Raw genomic sequence first — 15,002 nt, forward strand, 5'->3', positions numbered from 1 at the left:
GCCGCTACTCCTGTACCTGGCCCAGTATCTCCTCAATTTCCTCGATGCTGCCCACAAGCCTTTCCAGTGTGGCGGTCAGGGCGGCCGGGGTGACCCCCAGGCGCTCGAAGCTCTCCTGGCACACCTCGTAGAACAGCCCGTCGACCCCCTGGCCGATTCCGGCCATGCTGGCAACCACCATGCCCGCGTGCACCAGGTCCACCGCCAAGTCCTGGACCGGCGCGGAGCAGGGGTCCAGATGCCAGCGCACGCAGGCGACGATCTGCTCCGGCATCTCCCACCAGGCCAGAAGCTGCGCCCCGATCTCGCAGTGGTCGATGCCCAGCATGCGCTGTTCTGCCTGGGCGAAGGAGATGCCTTCCCTGACGGCCAGGGCCTGGATGGGTTCGCCGTCGATCTCCAGATACTTGCCGAGCACCACCTTGCCGATGCTGCTCAAGAGGCCTGCGGTGAAGGTGTGGTCGGGGGGCTTGATGTCCAGCTGCGCAGCGAGAATCTCCGCTCCGACCCCCACGGCGATGGAGAACCGCAGCAACTCTCCCCGCTCCAGTCCGTAACCGCCCACCTCCCCCCTGGCGTTGGGAGCCACCCCGGACGCGATCACCAGCTGCACAATGCGGCGCATGCCCAGCCTGAACAGGGCGTCGCGTACGGAGCTGACCGGCGCGCCGCTTCCGAAAAAGCTGGAGTTTGCCATGCGCAGCACGTTGACCGTAAGGCCGGGGTCATACTCGATGAGCGAGGCCAGCACGTTCATGTCGGCGTCGGGCTGGGACATGTAGTTCATGATGCGCATTACCGGGGCGGGTATCTGCGGCAGGGCTTTGGCTCTGGTGAGTATTTCCTCGCGCCTGCTCATATGTGCCACTCCTTGCCTTGGGACGTGATGGTCAGGATTCCCGTGTCCATTTCCAACGACATGGTCCTTGGGATGGAGCCGCCCACGTCGCGCCCGGCCAGGGTGACGGCGTTCTTGGCGAAGAGCGACTCAAGTATCGCCAGGTTCTGCGCGCCGGTGTCGAACTGGTTCTGGATGTGCAGCATGCGTCCGCAGCCAGCGGCCTTGAAGACCAGCGAGTTTTTCGTGCACCCCAGGGAGACCATCTTGCGGATCATCAGTGGGACGCCGACGTTGACGTACATGAAGGGGTTCTTCACGTCCGCCTTCGTGGCTCTGGGGAGCAGGCAGTGAATCATGCCGCCCACCCCCACCGTGGGGTCCCAGGCGGCCAGCCCCAGGCAGGAGCCGAGCGAATGCGTCACGAGGATGTCGTTTGGCTTGCGCGACACCTTCATGTCAGAGATGGTAACGATAATGCGGTTTTTCACGTTGTGAGCCTCGCAGGCCTTTTCAAGTGGCCCCTATCCCTATATTAATACAGAAAATCCAGGCGGCGTAAAGCGCCGCCCGAGGGAAGGACCGCCATGCTGTTACGAGAACGAGCCTGGGATGTCATGCGCACCGACATTGTGACTGTGCGCGAGTCGGAAAGTCTGCGCGAGGTGGCCCTTGGCCTGCGAACCGCCATGAAGGCCCAGCCGGACAAGGCCTGCGCGGTGGTGCTCTCCGCCGAGGGGGAGTTCAAGGGCGTGGTGACCGCCTGGTGGCTGCTCCTCTATATGGAACAGGCCGTCCAGGGCGAGGCGCTCAAGGGCAAGGCCGCGCGCGACTTCGAGGAGACCTTCCGCACCGTGTGCCGCAAGAGCCTGTCCCGCCGGGCGGGCGACGCGCTGGAGCGCGACGTCCCCGTGGTGAAGCCCCAGGACGCGCTGTCCACGGTGCTGGAGGCCATGCTGTCCAGCCGCAGGCGCTGGGCCGTGGTCATGGAAGGGGGGAAGGTCCTGGGGGTTATCGCCGCCGAAGACCTGTTCATGCAGATGGAGCTGGACGAGATAGAGGGGTAGCCCGGGAAGCCGGGCGTTCACGTCACGATCGTGCGGCCCGGCCAGTTCGGGGCAGGCGCCGCAACATCTCGAAGTATCGGCGGAAGAGGCCGGACGAAATGTCCGGACCGTTCGGGCAGGCGGATCAACCCGGTGCAAGGGCATCCATTGGGGTTACCCGTGCCGCAATCTGGTCTGCCGCTATTTCAGCATCACCTGCTGACCATGGGCATTGCCCACAAAGCTTACGCCTGCCGGGTGTTCACCAGATAGGTGGCCAGCTGTTTGGAATACCTTGAGTCGTACTTGCCGTCGGAGCCGATGCTTCCGGCGGCGGCCATGGGCTCCATGGCCTTGGCGTGCGGCCGTTCGGTGATCATGGCGCAGAAGGAGTCCACCACTGCGGTCAGGAGTCCGGCGTCCGAGATGTCCGCGCCGGAGAGCTTTTGCGGATAACCGCCGCCTCCCACCCGTTCATGGTGCTGCAACACGCACTGCTCCACTTCCGGGAACTTGAGGTCCAGCTTGCTGAGCATCTCCACGCCCAGCAGGGGATGCTTCAGGAATTTCTGGCGCTCCTCGCTGGTGATGGTCTGGGTCTTGTCGCGCAGAAACTGCGGGATCTTGCTCATGCCCACGTCGTGCAGGAAGAGCCCCAGGGCGGTGCGGTCGAAGGTCTGGCGGGATCTGGGGCCTTGCCGGAAGTCCTCCGAGAGAGTCTGGATGAAAATCTGGAGGCCGACAAGCCCGCAGTTCACGGAGTGGTTGGCCAGGGTGTGCTTGGTGTGGACTCGCCGGGCCAGGGCCTTGCCCCGGTTGAAGTCCTGCCAGAGGTACTCGGTCAGCACCATGACGTCGGCCACGATCTTATCGGCCACGGCCTTCACGGGTTGGTCCAGGAATTCCTCCATGCGCCGGGTGAGGGCGGTCTGGAAGATGTCGGCTATCTCGGCTTCGGTGAGGTGGCGGTCCATGAGGACCAGGTCCAGCTGAAAGGAAATATGCTTGACGTACACCGGATGGTCGGCGCGCGAGACGAACATGAGGCCCTCGCGGACCATCTGTTCCAGTTCTTCCCCTTGTTCCTTGGACAGGCGCTCCCCTACCTTATAATAGGGGAACAGCCGCACCACATCTTCCTTGAGCTTGTAGATGTTGAGCGGCGGCCTGAACTTGTTGAAACTCAGAAGGATATCAGGGCTTATCTGGTAGTATTCCTCTTCCAGGTCCTCGATCGCTTCCAGCTTGCGCTTATCGCTCATGTTTCTCGGATGGGTTGAGGCTTCGCCGCACAGGTTACCGGCTTGCCAAGCCTGTTACGCGGACACTCCCACGCTGACAAGGCCTGCATCACGTTTTCCTTAATTTTCGCAGCCTTTACAAAGTGCAGGGATTCCAGCCTATTTCCACTTGAAGGGTGAAAAGGGGGGGAAACCCTACTCCTCGTTCCCACCGGTTCCCATGTTTTTTCTCCCAGGCGGAACAACGCCTTCCCCCTTTTCACTTGACATAAGAGGGGGATTGTTCGAGATGCTGTGGGAAAGAGTGGTAATGAGTGGTAGGAAGTGTGAGGAACGAGCATGTTTCGCGGTCATTCCGAGCGTAACCTCGACCCCAAGGGTCGCCTGATGCTGCCTCCCGAATTTCGGGAGGAGGTGCTCAGGCATTCCCCCGAGGGGAAACTCATGCTGACAAACTTCGACGGCTGCGTGGTCGGCTATCCCATGCCTGAGTGGGAGCGCATAGAAGAGAGCTTCCAGCGGGTCAACATCCTGGACCAGCGCCTGCGCAACCTCCAGCGCTTCATCATCTCCGGCGCGGTGGAGGTCCTGGTGGACAAGCAGGGCCGCATCCTGGTCCCGCCCTACCTGCGCGGCTACGCCAAGCTGGACAAGGACTGCGTCCTGGCCGGCGTGGGAACCAAATTTGAACTGTGGGATAAGGCCATCTTCGAATCGCGCCGCCGCGAGACCGAAGAGAACTTCGACGCCGACATGGCCGCCCTGTCGCAGGCCGGCTTCGAGCTGAGACTCTAAGGCCCACATGACTACCGACCCAAGGCACCTTCCCGTCATGTCCGAAGAAGTGTGCGCATTGCTGGCCCTTCGGCCGGGCATGCGCGTGCTGGACGCCACGCTTGGGCTTGGCGGCCACAGCCTGCGCTTTCTGGAGCAGACCGGAGGCGAGCTGGAGATTCTCGGCCTTGATCGCGACGAGACCGCCATCGAGCGCGCCACGGCCAATCTGGCCGCCTACCCTGGCAGGTTGCACGCGCGCCAGATGCGCTTCTCGGAGTTCGAGACCGCCCTGGATGAGCTCGGCTGGGACGGCGTGGACGCGGCCCTGGCCGACGTTGGCGTGTCCTCTCCGCAGCTGGACGAGGCCGCGCGAGGCTTCAGCTTCATCGCGGACGGCCCCCTGGACATGCGCATGGGCATGGCCGACGGCGGCGAGCCCGCCTCCAACATCGTGAACATGTGGAGCTTCGAGCGCCTGCGCGACCTGATCCGCGAGATGGGCGAGGAGCCGCAGGCCGGGCGCATCGCGCGGGCCATCGTGGCGCGCCGCGAGAAGACGCCCTTCGAGTCCACCCTGGACCTGGCTGCCGTTGTGGAGCAGGCCTATCCGGCCAAGTGGCGGGCCACCGCGCGCAACCACCCGGCCACCCGCACCTTCCAGGCCCTGCGCATGGCCGTGAACGAAGAGCTCGACGAACTCAAGGATTTTCTGGACAGGATTGTGGATCGTCTGAACCCCGGCGGCCGCGTTGCCGTCATCTCCTTCCACTCCCTGGAGGACCGTCTGGTGAAGACGTCCTTCAAGCGCGAGGCGACCGGGTGCGTGTGCCCGCCCCGTCAGCCCTACTGCACCTGCGGGCACGTCCCAAGGGTCCGCATCCTGACCAAGAAGCCGCTGATCCCCTCGCCCGGGGAGTGCACCCTGAACCCGAGGGCCCGCAGCGCCAAGCTGCGGGGCGCCGAGAAGCTGGGCGCGCCCCTGGCGGAACTGCTGGAAGGGATCGACCTGTGAAGGGAGTGACCAAAGAGTGGGCGCTTACCCTGGGGTTTTCCGTGCTCACCCTGCTGGCGCTGGGCCTCGGGCTCACCTGGGTGAACATCGAGCGCGTGGACATGGCCTACGAGCTCAAGCGCATCCAGACGGAGATCGACTCGCAAGAGGCCCTCATCTCCAAGCTGGAAGTGGAGCGCAACACGCTGCTCACGCCGGAGCGCCTGCGCATCCTGGCCACCCAGTACGGCCTCACCCAGGCACGCCCCGGCCAGATCAGGCGTCTGTCCCTGGCGGGGGAGGAGCTGGCTTCTCCGTTCATCAAGGCCGCGCCTCCGGGGATGGAAAAGCCTGCAAAGCAGAAGGCTGAAGCGGTCAAGGCTTCTGAGCAAAAGGGCAAGAAGGGGCAGAAAGACCAGAAGCAGCAGGCCTCGCAGAAGACTGCCGAAGCGTCCGGAGCCGAACCGGCCAAGGACGTGAAAAAGGCGGCGGCGGACGAAAAAGCCGCCCCGGTCAAGAATCGAAAGCCCGTGCCCCTGGACGCCGCTCCAGGCACGGACTCGAAAAAGGACTCGCGCGTGGACGGCGAGCCCGCCAAGGAAAGGAAAAAGACCACATGAGCCGTGGCCAGAAACAGATCCGGGACTTCAGCCGCATGCGCCTCATCTGCGTGTGTGGGCTGTTTTTCCTGTTCTGGGCCAGCCTCTGGGTCAGGGCCGGATACCTGCAGATCGTGCAGGGGCCGAAGCTCGCCGAGCAGGCTCTGCGCCAGCACCTGGCCTCCGAGACCGACCGGGGCAAGCGTGGCGTCATCCTGGACCGCAACGGCCAGATACTGGCCCAGTCCGTGGAATTCGTGGCCGTGTCCGCGCAGCCCAAGGAAGTGAAGAATCCCGAGGTTGCGGCGCAGGTTCTGTCCAAGGTGCTGGGCGTCCCCCAGAAGGACATCTCCCGCAAGCTCTCCAGCCACGCAAACTTCGTGTATCTGGCCCGGCGCGTGAACGACCGCGTGGCCGCGCAGGTCAAGGCCCTGAACATCCCCGGCGTGACCCTGGCCTCCGAGTACGGCCGCTCCTACCCCAACAAGCAGGTGGCCGGGCAGCTCCTGGGCTTCGTGGGCTACGACGACCAGGGCCTGGAGGGCCTCGAGAAGCAGTTCGAGTCCATCCTGGCCGGGAAGAAGGCCAAGTATGTGGTGCAGCGCGACGCCGCCGGGCGGCGCATGTACCTGGACGCCCAGGGCCGCGAGATGGCCAACGCGGACGGCGCCAGCGTCCGGCTGACCATCGATTCGCAGATCCAGTTTTTCGCGGAGGAGGCCCTGGCCAAGGCCGTGGTGGAGCACAAGGCCAAGGCCGGAACCTGCATCATGGTGCACGTCAAGTCCGCCGAGATCCTGGCCTGGGCCAACTACCCCTTCTACAATCCCAACGGCGGAACGGACTCCGACCCCAAGGCCTCGCGCAACAGGCTCGCCCTGGACGTCCTGGAGCCCGGCTCCACCATGAAGCCCATCCTGATCGCCGCCGCGCTCCAGGAGAAGGTGGTCCGCCCCGAGACCCAGTACAAGTGCGAGAACGGCAAGTGGGACTTCTTCGGCATCGCCACCATCCGCGACACCCACCCCTACGACGTGCTGCCGGTCAACAAGATCCTGCGCTGGTCCTCCAACATCGGGGCCGCAAAGATCGGCCTGGACCTGGGCGCGCCCAAGCTCCACTCCTATTTCGAGAAGGTGGGCTTCGGCCAGCCCACCGGCCTGCCGCTGCCAGGCGAGGCCAAGGGCATCATGCGCCCCCTCAACGCCTGGAGCAAGCTGGACCTGGCTACCAACTCCTTCGGCCAGGGCATCGGCGTCACACCCGTGCAGCTGGCCCAGGCCTTCCACATCATCGCCAACAACGGCGTGCGCAAGCCCCTGCGTCTGGTGCAGGAGCCCGTGCAGGACAGCGCCTACTGGCCTGAAGTCCGCGTGTTCGACCCGCAGGTGGCCAAGACCGTGCAGCTCATGATGCGCGAGGTGGTGGAAGAGGAGAAGGGCACAGGCGTCAAGGCCCACATCGACGGCCTGGAGATCGGCGGCAAGACCGGCACGGCCCAGAAAGCCAAGGCCACCGGCGGCTACGGCGACAAGTACCTGGCCGACTTCGTGGCCTTCATCCCCGCCGTGGACCCGGAATACATGGTGCTGGTGATGGTGGACGAGCCCGAACCCAACCATTACGGCGGCGTGGTGGCGGCTCCGGCCGTGCGTGAACTGGCCATCAAGAGCCTGTCCTACCTGGGCCGCCTGCCCGAAACCGTGAAGCTGGCCGGAGAGCTGCGCGCGCCGCAGCCTGCGGCCAATACCGCCGGGCACGCGGCGAATCATGTATCCGAGGTGGCGGAAGTGATGGGCGTGGCCTTCCCCCCCATGAACCTGAACGTCTCGGGCTCGGAAGTGCCGAATCTGGTGGGCATGCCGCTGCGCAAGGCCTCGGAGATTCTGGCGGGCAAGGGCGTGGTGCCCTCGCTCAAGGGCAACGGGCTGGTGGTGGGCAAGCAGAATCCGGCCCCCGGCACCCCCTGGAACGCCGTGGAAAAAGAACCCTTCACCCTGTGGCTCGGCAAGGCGACGTGAATAGCATGAACACCGAAGCCACCATGAACAAGCAAGCTTGGGAAGCCCTGAAGACCTACGTCGAGGCCGGATTGGATGTCCAAACGGACTCCCGTCGGGTGAGGCCTGGAGACGTGTTCGTGGCACTGCCTGGTTCCGCGCGCGACGGCAACGATTTCATCCCGATGGCTCTGGAGCGGGGCGCGGCAGTTGTGGTCGCCAATTCCGGCGCTCGCATCCCGGCAGGCGCCGAGGCGTCATTTATCCTGCACGACGATCCCCGCAAAGCTCTCGGCGAGTTGGCGGCTGCCCGCTTCGGAACGGCCACGCTGCCCTTCCCGGTGGCCGGAGTGACCGGGACCAACGGCAAGACCACCATCACCTACCTGCTGGAGCACGTGATCAACGCCTCCGGCGGCCGCGCTGGCGTGATCGGTACAGTGGAATACCGCTGGCCCGGACACCAGGAAGACGCCACCCACACCACCCCGGACTGCCTGAAGCTGCACGCGCTGCTGGCCGCAATGGCCAAAGACGACGTGACCGGCGCGGTCATGGAGGTGTCCAGCCACGCCCTTGATCAGGACCGCGTGGCCGGGGTGTCCTTCGATGTGGCGGCCATCACCAACGTGACGCAGGATCATCTGGACTACCACGGCGACATGGAAGCCTATTTCCAGGCCAAACGCCGCTTCTTCACGACGCTCCTGAAGGACCCGGCCAAAGCGGTAATAAATTTCGACGACGCCTTCGGGCGAAGGCTCCTGGAAGAGTTCCCCCAGGCCCTGGGCTACGGCCTGGGAAGCGTTGGCGCACCAAGGCGCGCCCTGACGGGCCGGGTGGTCGCAAGCTCCGGGCGCGGCCTTCAGATGGAGATGGCCCTGGACGGCCAGCGCTGGAATCTTACCTCGCCCATGATCGGGGCCTTCAACGCTTCCAACCTGCTTACCGCCCAGGGCATGGCCCTCTGCCTTGGCCTGCCTGTCGAAGCCCTGCAAAGCCTGGAGGGCTGCTCCGGCGCTCCCGGCAGGCTGGAGCGGGTGCAGAACGACAAGGGCCTCTCGGTTTTCGTGGACTACGCCCACACCCCCGACGCCCTGGAGAACGTGCTCAGCGCGCTTCGCGGACTGGATTTCTACCGCGTGGTGGCCGTGTTCGGCTGCGGCGGCAACCGCGACCGGGCCAAGCGCCCCCTGATGGCCCAGGCCGTGGCCAAGTGGGCCGACGTGGCCGTGCTCACCTCGGACAACCCCAGGCATGAGGTCCCCGAGGCCATCATGGACGACGCCCGCCCCGGACTGGCCGGAGCGCGCGCGGTCATTGAGCACCCCGACAGGCGCGAGGCCATCCGGCTGGCCCTTGGCGAGATCGGCCCCCGCGACGCGCTGCTCATCGCGGGCAAGGGGCACGAGACCTATCAGCAGATCGGCGATGTGAAGCATCCCTTCAATGATGTTCTGGTGGTGCAGGAGTTGCTGGCATGAAGCTGACCGTCTCTGAAATCATGGCTGCCACCCAGGCGACGGGCGACGTGCGGCCCTACCTGGACACGCAGGTCAGCGCCGTGACCGCCGACAGCCGCGCCGTGACCGCCGGGTCGCTGTTCTGCTGCCTGCCGGGCAGCCGTGCGGACGGGCACGACTTCGCCGCTGGTGCTGTGGAGCAGGGCGCTGCCGCAGTGCTGGCCGCGCGTGAGATGCCCGAGCTTAACGAAAAAGCCGCCGTGCTGGTGGTGGACGACGTTTTGGCAGCCATGGGCCTGCTGGCGCGCTTCTGGCGCAGGCGCACCCGCTCAGTGGTGGCCGCGCTCTCCGGGTCGGCTGGCAAGACCACGGCCAAGGAACTGCTGGCTTCAATCGTCTCGCGCATGGCTCCCTCCATCAAGAACCCCGGAAATTTCAACAACCAGCTGGGACTGCCGCTCTCCATGCTGGCCGCCGAGGCCGAGCACCGTGTGTGGGTGCTGGAACTCGGCATCAGCCGCCCTGGCGACATGGAAGAGCTGGCCGCCATCTGCGAACCGGATCTGGCCGTGGTGCACAACATCGGACCGGCGCACCTGGAAGGCCTGGGCGATCTGGCAGGCGTTGGCGCGGCCAAGGCCTCGCTCTTCTCCTTCGTGCGCCCCGGCGGCGTGGCCCTGGCCAACGCCGACTACCCCGAGCTGTGGGCCGCTGCCCGAATCGCCAATCCCGACGTGCTGGCCATGTCCACGCGCGACTCCAACGCCCCGTTCTTCTGCCGTTTTGTTGGTTGCTCGGAGGATGGCCGTGGCCTCTACCACCTGTCGCTCCAGGGCGAGACCGTGGACGCGGTCCTGCCGTGTCGTGGCGAACATCTGGCCGAGAACGTGCTGGCCGCCGCTGCCGCCGCAAACGTGCTGGGCGCCACCCCGGACCAGATCGCTGCCGGACTGTCCGAGGCGGTCCTTCCCGCACGGCGTTTCGACGTGCGCGACCAGCACGGCTACACGGTGATCGACGACTCCTACAACGCCAACCCGCTCTCCATGGCCGCAGCCATCGAGTCGGCCCGCAAGATCGCCGGGGACCGCCCGCTGGTGCTGGTGCTTGGCGAGATGGGCGAGCTCGGTCCCGAAGCGGACACGGCGCATGAGGAGCTTGGCCGCTGCATCGCCAGGGGCGACTGCGACGTGGTGTTCTTCAAGGGCGCGCAGGCTCCCAACGTGGAGCGCGGGCTTGCCGCTGGAAATTACGCGGGCCGGTTCCACGCCGTTACGGAGCCAGACGAATTCGCCAGCCGCCTGGAGAGCGAGAACGTCGGTGAAGGCACTGTGCTCTTCAAGGGCTCGCGCTCCCAGCGCATGGAAGATTTTCTGGAGCGCTTCCTGGCCTCCAAGCGGGAGGTCGGCAAGTGATCTACCATCTGCTCGTCCCCTTTGCGTCCCAACTGACGCTCCTGAACGTGTTCCGCTACATCACGTTCCGCTCCATCGCGGCCTTCACCACGGCCCTGGTCATTTCCATCCTGCTCGGTCCCAAGGTCATCGCCTGGCTGACCAGGCTCAAATGCGGCCAGTACATCCACGAGGACGTGAAAGCCCACCAGTGCAAGGCCGGAACCCCTACCATGGGCGGCTTGCTGATAGTCATCGCCATCTGTGTCTCCGTGCTGCTCTGGTCGGATCTTTCCAACGAGAACGTGTGGATGACGCTCCTGGTGTTCCTGGGATTCGGGGCAATCGGCATGGCTGATGACTACCTCAAGGTGGTGCAGAAGCAGAACAAGGGGCTCTCGGCCAGGGGCAAGATCGTGGGGCAGATACTCATCGCGGCTGCGGCGGTGGGCATACTGATGATGGACCCGGACTTCTCCACCAAGCTGGCCGTACCGTTCTTCAAGAATTTCCAGCCGGATCTCGGCCTGTTCTACCTGCCCTTCGCCGTCATGGTGATCGTGGGCGCCTCCAACGGCGTGAACCTGACCGACGGCCTGGACGGCCTGGCCATCGGGCCCACGGTGGTGGCGGCGGGCATGTTCGCCCTGTTCGTGTATGTGGCGGGCCACGCCCAGATCGCGCGCTACCTCCAGGTGATGCCCGTGTCGGGCGTGGGCGAGGTCACGGTGTTCTGCGCGGCCATGGTGGGCGCGGGCCTCGGGTTCCTGTGGTTCAACGCCTACCCGGCCCAGGTGTTCATGGGCGACGTGGGCTCCCTGTCCTTGGGCGGCGCGCTCGGGTTCGTAGCCGTGGTCTGCAAGCAGGAGCTGATCCTGCTCATCGTGGGCGGCGTGTTCGTGCTGGAGACCCTCTCGGTCATCCTGCAGGTGAGCTACTTCAAGTTCACAGGCGGGAAGCGCATCTTCAAGATGGCCCCGCTGCACCATCATTTTGAACTGAAAGGCATACCGGAGTCGAAAATCATCATCCGGTTCTGGATTCTCTCCATCCTCCTGGCCTTCGTGGCCCTGAGCACGCTGAAGCTGAGGTAGGTCATGCAGGCGCTTTTGCACGGGAAACAGCTGGCGGGACATAAAGCCGTGGTGGTCGGAGCGGCGATTTCGGGCGTTGCCGCCGCGAAGCTGCTGGCCGTGCTGGGCGCGCATGTGCGCCTGCTGGACCGCAATCCCGAAGCCCTGGACGCCGCCTGCCGCGAGGACCTGACGCTGCGCGGGGTGGAGCTTCAGCTTGGGCCGCACAAGCAGGAACATTTCGAGGGCGCGCAGATGGTGGTGCTCTCGCCGGGCATCCCCGTGGCCAAGATGGCCGGGTTCCTGGCCGCCTGCCCGGACGCCCAGGTGCTGAGCGAGCTGGAGCTGGCCTCCTGGTTCGTGAACGTGCCCATCGTGGCCGTCACCGGCACCAACGGCAAGACCACCACCACCTCCCTCATCGGTCACATCCTCACGCGCGCGGGCAAGAAGGTGTTTGTGGGCGGCAACATCGGCACGCCCCTGTCCGACTTGCTGCTTTCGGGCGAACCCTGCGACGTGGCCGTCCTTGAGGTCTCCAGCTTTCAGCTCCAGAACGTGCACAGCTTCCATCCCAAGGTGGCCATGCTGCTGAACTTCTCGGCCAACCACCTGGATTACCACGCTGACGTGGACGAATACCTCCAGGCCAAGCTCAACCTGTTCGCCCGCATGAACCAGGACGACCTGGCCATCCTGCCCCTGGACATGAAGGACAGCCTGGAGGCCGCCTCGTTCACCAAGGCCCGGCGGGTGTACTTCACCGCCTCCGACCGCTTCCAGGAGAACAACCTCCCCGGCGCGCACAACAAGGCCAACATGGAAGCCGCGTGGCTGGCCTGCAAGGCCATGGGCGCGTCCACCGAGCAGATCACCCGCGCAGTGGCCAGCTTCAAGCCCCTGTCGCACCGCTTGCAGAGCCTGGGCGAGAAGGGCGGCGTGCTCTTCGTGGACGACTCCAAGGCCACCACGGTTGAGGCCATGCGCGCGGCCATCCTGAGCTTCGACAGGCCGGTCCGCCTGCTGGCCGGCGGCGTGTTCAAAGGCGGCGACTTGGAAGGGCTTGTGCCACTCTTGCGCGAGCGCGTTGTTCAGGTCGGCCTGTTCGGGGCCAACCGCGAAGTGTTCGAGAAAGCCTGGACCGGCGCGGTCCCCCTGTTCTGGGAACCGACGCTCGAAGGCGCGGTGACCCGCCTGTACCGCGACAGCGCCTCCGGCGACGTGATCCTCCTATCGCCCGCCACGGCCAGCTTCGACCTGTACTCCGACTACAAGGCCCGCGGGCGCGACTTCGCCCGCATCATGGACGGTCTGCCCGACGACAGCGAGGCCCGCCAATGATCGCCTCCGCGCACTCCCAGGCCCATACTCCGGCCGCGTCCATGCCGGGCGCGAAGCCGGGTTTCGACTGGTGGCTGGCGGCAGTGGCCGTCATCCTGGCCGGGCTCGGGGTCATCATGGTGCTTTCGGCCTCGGGAATCATGGCCGAGCGTATGGTCCACAACAAATACTTCTTCTTCAAGAAGCAGGCGATCTTCTTTGCCATCGGCGTGGCCATCATGTTCATCCTGGCCTGGACGCCGCGCAAGATCCTCTACGGCCCGGTGTACCTGTGGCTGCTTTTGGTGCTGGGGCTTCTGGCGCTCACGCTCATCCCGCCCTTCTCGGTGAAGGCGGGCGGCGCGCGGCGCTGGATGAACCTGGGACCGTTCGTGCTTCAGCCCATGGAACTGGCCAAGGTGGTGCTGGTCTTTTACCTGGCCTATTTCTACTCCAGCAAACAGGCCCTGGTGAAATCCTTCAGCGTGGGGTTCATCCCCCCGGTCGTGGTCACAAGCCTTTTGTGCATGGTCATGCTGGTGCAGCCGGATTTCGGCGGCGCGGTGTTCATGGGCATGCTCTTTTTCATGATGAGCCTGGTGGGCGGCACGCGCATCATCTACCTGCTGGTGTCGGGCCTGTTCGGCGCGGCGGCGGCCATCCTGCTGGTGATAAACTCCCCCTACCGGTTCAAGCGCTGGTTCGCATTTCTCGATCCCTTCCAGGACCCGCAGGGCACGGGCTACCAGCTGGTGCAGTCCTTCTTCGCCTTCGGCTCCGGGCAGATTTCCGGCGTCGGTTTCGGTTCCGGCAAGCAGAAGCTCTTCTACCTGCCCGAGGCGCACACCGACTTCATCATGGCCGTAGCGGGCGAGGAGCTTGGCTTCATCGGCGTGTCGCTGATTTTGTCGCTCATCGGCGTGCTCATGTGGCGCTCCTTCCGGGTGGCCCTGGCCCAGGACGACCTTCGCGACCGTTTCACGGCCTACGGCATGGCCCTGGTGCTGGGCATCGGCTTCCTGCTCAATCTGGCGGTGGTCATGGGTTGCGTACCTCCCAAGGGCGTGGCCATGCCGTTTTTGTCCTACGGCGGCTCGAACCTCATCTCCGGGTTCCTGTGTGTGGGGATTCTGCTGAACCTCTCCAGGAGGAAGACGCAGTGAAACGGGCCATCGTTACCACCGGCGGCACCGGAGGCCACGTTTTTCCGGCCCTGGCCGTGGCTGCCGAGCTTCGGGCCATGCATCCTGGCCTGGAGCTGCTTTTCGTTGGCGGTGAGGGACCCGAAGGTAAACTGGCCCGCGACGCCAACGTGGAATTTCGCGGCCTGCCGGTGCGCGGGGTGCTTGGGCGCGGCCTGCACTCCATCCCGGCCATTATGCGCATGGGCATGAGCCTGGTGTCCGCGCTTGGCATCGTACGCAGCTTCAAGCCCCAGGTAGTGGCAGGTTTTGGTGGATACGCCGGGTTCTGCCCGGTGCTGGCCGCCTGGATGCTGGGCATGCGCACCGCCGTGCACGAGCAGAACAGCGTCCCGGGGGCCACCAACCGCATCCTGGGCCGACTGGTCGACCGCGTGCTGGTGACCTACCCCGACGACACGGGCGCTTTCCCCGCGCGCAAGGTGGTGCTGACCGGAAACCCCGTGCGCACTGAAATTTCGAGTGTAGCCGGAACGGATCCCTCGCGGGTGGTGCCAAAGAGGGTTCTCGTTCTGGGAGGCAGCCAGGGGGCCAAGGCCGTCAACCGCGTGATGGTGACGGCCTGGCCCCGCCTGGCTGCGTCGGGCCTGGAACTCTGGCACCAGACGGGATCCTCGGATTACGAGTCCGTGTCCCATCTGTACCGTGGCGAGCGCAGCGTGCGCGTGGAGCCCTTCATCACCGACATGGCCGAGGCCTACGCCTGGGCGGACGTGGTGATCGGACGCGCCGGGGCGTCAACCCTGGCGGAGCTGGCCTGCGCAGGCAAGCCCTCGGTATTGGTTCCCTTTCCCCACGCCACGCACGACCACCAGAGCGTCAACGCATCGTATCTGTCGAACGCTGGCGCGGCGGTGGTCATCGCGGAAAAGCAGTTGAACGCCCAGGTGCTGGCCGACACCATTCTCGGTCTGATGGGCGATGCTGGAAGGATTCGCGAGATGGGACAGGCCGCGCGGTCCCAGGCCAGGCCGCAGGCCGCGAGGGTTATCGCCGAGGAACTTACCCGGCTGGCCGCGTAAAAATTTTTTGAAACATCATTCGGATTACGAAGGAAC

General features: G+C 65.1%; 14 protein-coding genes. 11 read left to right on the top strand and 3 right to left on the bottom strand.

Features of this window, described 5'->3' with window-relative positions; genetic code table 11:
* Positions 1-4: 4 nt before the first annotated feature.
* Positions 5-859, bottom strand: a complete 855-nt coding sequence (locus G453_RS0100450) for an HDOD domain-containing protein (RefSeq protein ID WP_027189437.1) — start codon at positions 857-859, stop codon at positions 5-7.
* Complete coding sequence (locus tag G453_RS0100455; protein WP_027189438.1) at positions 856-1,329, bottom strand: chemotaxis protein CheD; 474 nt, start codon at positions 1,327-1,329, stop codon at positions 856-858. The genes G453_RS0100450 and G453_RS0100455 overlap by 4 nt, the downstream gene beginning before the upstream one ends.
* Positions 1,330-1,455: 126 nt before the next feature.
* Here G453_RS0100455 and G453_RS0100460 point away from each other — a divergent pair, with 126 nt between their 5' ends.
* Positions 1,456-1,905 (top strand): CBS domain-containing protein, encoded by a 450-nt coding sequence (locus G453_RS0100460; protein ID WP_027189439.1) that lies wholly within the window; start codon positions 1,456-1,458, stop codon positions 1,903-1,905.
* Between the two features lie 224 nt (positions 1,906-2,129).
* Here the strand turns inward: G453_RS0100460 and G453_RS0100465 are convergent, their stop codons facing one another.
* A complete protein-coding gene (locus G453_RS0100465) occupies positions 2,130-3,146 on the bottom strand; it encodes an HD-GYP domain-containing protein (RefSeq protein WP_027189440.1) in 1,017 nt (338 codons plus the stop codon).
* A gap of 318 nt (positions 3,147-3,464) precedes the next feature.
* On the opposite strand from G453_RS0100465, the gene mraZ reads away from it, so the two are divergent.
* From mraZ to murG, 10 genes are read left to right on the top strand one after another with little or no spacing between them, the layout of a single operon-like run.
* A complete protein-coding gene (gene mraZ, locus G453_RS0100470; RefSeq protein ID WP_027189441.1) occupies positions 3,465-3,920 on the top strand; it encodes a division/cell wall cluster transcriptional repressor MraZ in 456 nt (151 codons plus the stop codon).
* 7 nt (positions 3,921-3,927) lie between these two features.
* Positions 3,928-4,914 carry a 16S rRNA (cytosine(1402)-N(4))-methyltransferase RsmH gene (gene rsmH / locus G453_RS0100475; protein WP_027189442.1) on the top strand — a complete coding sequence of 329 codons (987 nt, stop codon included), beginning with the start codon at positions 3,928-3,930 and terminating at the stop codon, positions 4,912-4,914.
* Positions 4,911-5,513, top strand: a complete 603-nt coding sequence (locus G453_RS28655) for an FtsB/FtsL family cell division protein (protein ID WP_235731655.1) — start codon at positions 4,911-4,913, stop codon at positions 5,511-5,513. The genes rsmH and G453_RS28655 overlap by 4 nt, the downstream gene beginning before the upstream one ends.
* Positions 5,510-7,513, top strand: coding sequence for a penicillin-binding transpeptidase domain-containing protein (locus tag G453_RS0100485; RefSeq protein WP_027189443.1), 2,004 nt, complete (start codon positions 5,510-5,512; stop codon positions 7,511-7,513). Before G453_RS28655 ends, G453_RS0100485 begins: the two co-directional genes overlap by 4 nt.
* A 5-nt stretch (positions 7,514-7,518) precedes the next feature.
* Positions 7,519-8,976 carry a UDP-N-acetylmuramoyl-L-alanyl-D-glutamate--2,6-diaminopimelate ligase gene (locus tag G453_RS0100490; protein WP_407635542.1) on the top strand — a complete coding sequence of 486 codons (1,458 nt, stop codon included), beginning with the start codon at positions 7,519-7,521 and terminating at the stop codon, positions 8,974-8,976.
* Positions 8,973-10,370, top strand: a complete 1,398-nt coding sequence (locus G453_RS0100495; RefSeq protein ID WP_027189445.1) for a UDP-N-acetylmuramoyl-tripeptide--D-alanyl-D-alanine ligase — start codon at positions 8,973-8,975, stop codon at positions 10,368-10,370. Before G453_RS0100490 ends, G453_RS0100495 begins: the two co-directional genes overlap by 4 nt.
* Positions 10,367-11,443, top strand: a complete 1,077-nt coding sequence (gene mraY / locus G453_RS0100500; RefSeq protein WP_027189446.1) for a phospho-N-acetylmuramoyl-pentapeptide-transferase — start codon at positions 10,367-10,369, stop codon at positions 11,441-11,443. The genes G453_RS0100495 and mraY overlap by 4 nt, the downstream gene beginning before the upstream one ends.
* A gap of 3 nt (positions 11,444-11,446) precedes the next feature.
* A complete protein-coding gene (gene murD / locus G453_RS0100505; RefSeq protein WP_027189447.1) occupies positions 11,447-12,763 on the top strand; it encodes a UDP-N-acetylmuramoyl-L-alanine--D-glutamate ligase in 1,317 nt (438 codons plus the stop codon).
* Positions 12,764-12,804: 41 nt separating this feature from the next.
* Positions 12,805-13,905 carry a putative lipid II flippase FtsW gene (gene ftsW, locus G453_RS0100510; protein WP_027189448.1) on the top strand — a complete coding sequence of 367 codons (1,101 nt, stop codon included), beginning with the start codon at positions 12,805-12,807 and terminating at the stop codon, positions 13,903-13,905.
* Positions 13,902-14,966 carry an undecaprenyldiphospho-muramoylpentapeptide beta-N-acetylglucosaminyltransferase gene (gene murG / locus G453_RS0100515; protein WP_027189449.1) on the top strand — a complete coding sequence of 355 codons (1,065 nt, stop codon included), beginning with the start codon at positions 13,902-13,904 and terminating at the stop codon, positions 14,964-14,966. Before ftsW ends, murG begins: the two co-directional genes overlap by 4 nt.
* Positions 14,967-15,002: the final 36 nt, after the last annotated feature.

It is taken from the genome of Fundidesulfovibrio putealis DSM 16056 (assembly GCF_000429325.1).
Classification (GTDB): domain Bacteria; phylum Desulfobacterota; class Desulfovibrionia; order Desulfovibrionales; family Desulfovibrionaceae; genus Fundidesulfovibrio; species Fundidesulfovibrio putealis.

Coding starts and splice junctions, on each gene's coding strand:
- G453_RS0100450 (WP_027189437.1), bottom strand. CDS start 859: ATGAGCAGGCGCGAGGAAATACTCACCAGAGCCAAAGCCCTGCCGCAG.
- rsmH (WP_027189442.1), top strand. CDS start 3,928: ATGACTACCGACCCAAGGCACCTTCCCGTCATGTCCGAAGAAGTGTGC.
- G453_RS0100465 (WP_027189440.1), bottom strand. CDS start 3,146: ATGAGCGATAAGCGCAAGCTGGAAGCGATCGAGGACCTGGAAGAGGAA.
- G453_RS0100495 (WP_027189445.1), top strand. CDS start 8,973: ATGAAGCTGACCGTCTCTGAAATCATGGCTGCCACCCAGGCGACGGGC.
- mraZ (WP_027189441.1), top strand. CDS start 3,465: ATGTTTCGCGGTCATTCCGAGCGTAACCTCGACCCCAAGGGTCGCCTG.
- murD (WP_027189447.1), top strand. CDS start 11,447: ATGCAGGCGCTTTTGCACGGGAAACAGCTGGCGGGACATAAAGCCGTG.
- G453_RS0100460 (WP_027189439.1), top strand. CDS start 1,456: ATGCGCACCGACATTGTGACTGTGCGCGAGTCGGAAAGTCTGCGCGAG.
- ftsW (WP_027189448.1), top strand. CDS start 12,805: ATGCCGGGCGCGAAGCCGGGTTTCGACTGGTGGCTGGCGGCAGTGGCC.
- G453_RS0100485 (WP_027189443.1), top strand. CDS start 5,510: ATGAGCCGTGGCCAGAAACAGATCCGGGACTTCAGCCGCATGCGCCTC.
- G453_RS0100490 (WP_407635542.1), top strand. CDS start 7,519: ATGAACACCGAAGCCACCATGAACAAGCAAGCTTGGGAAGCCCTGAAG.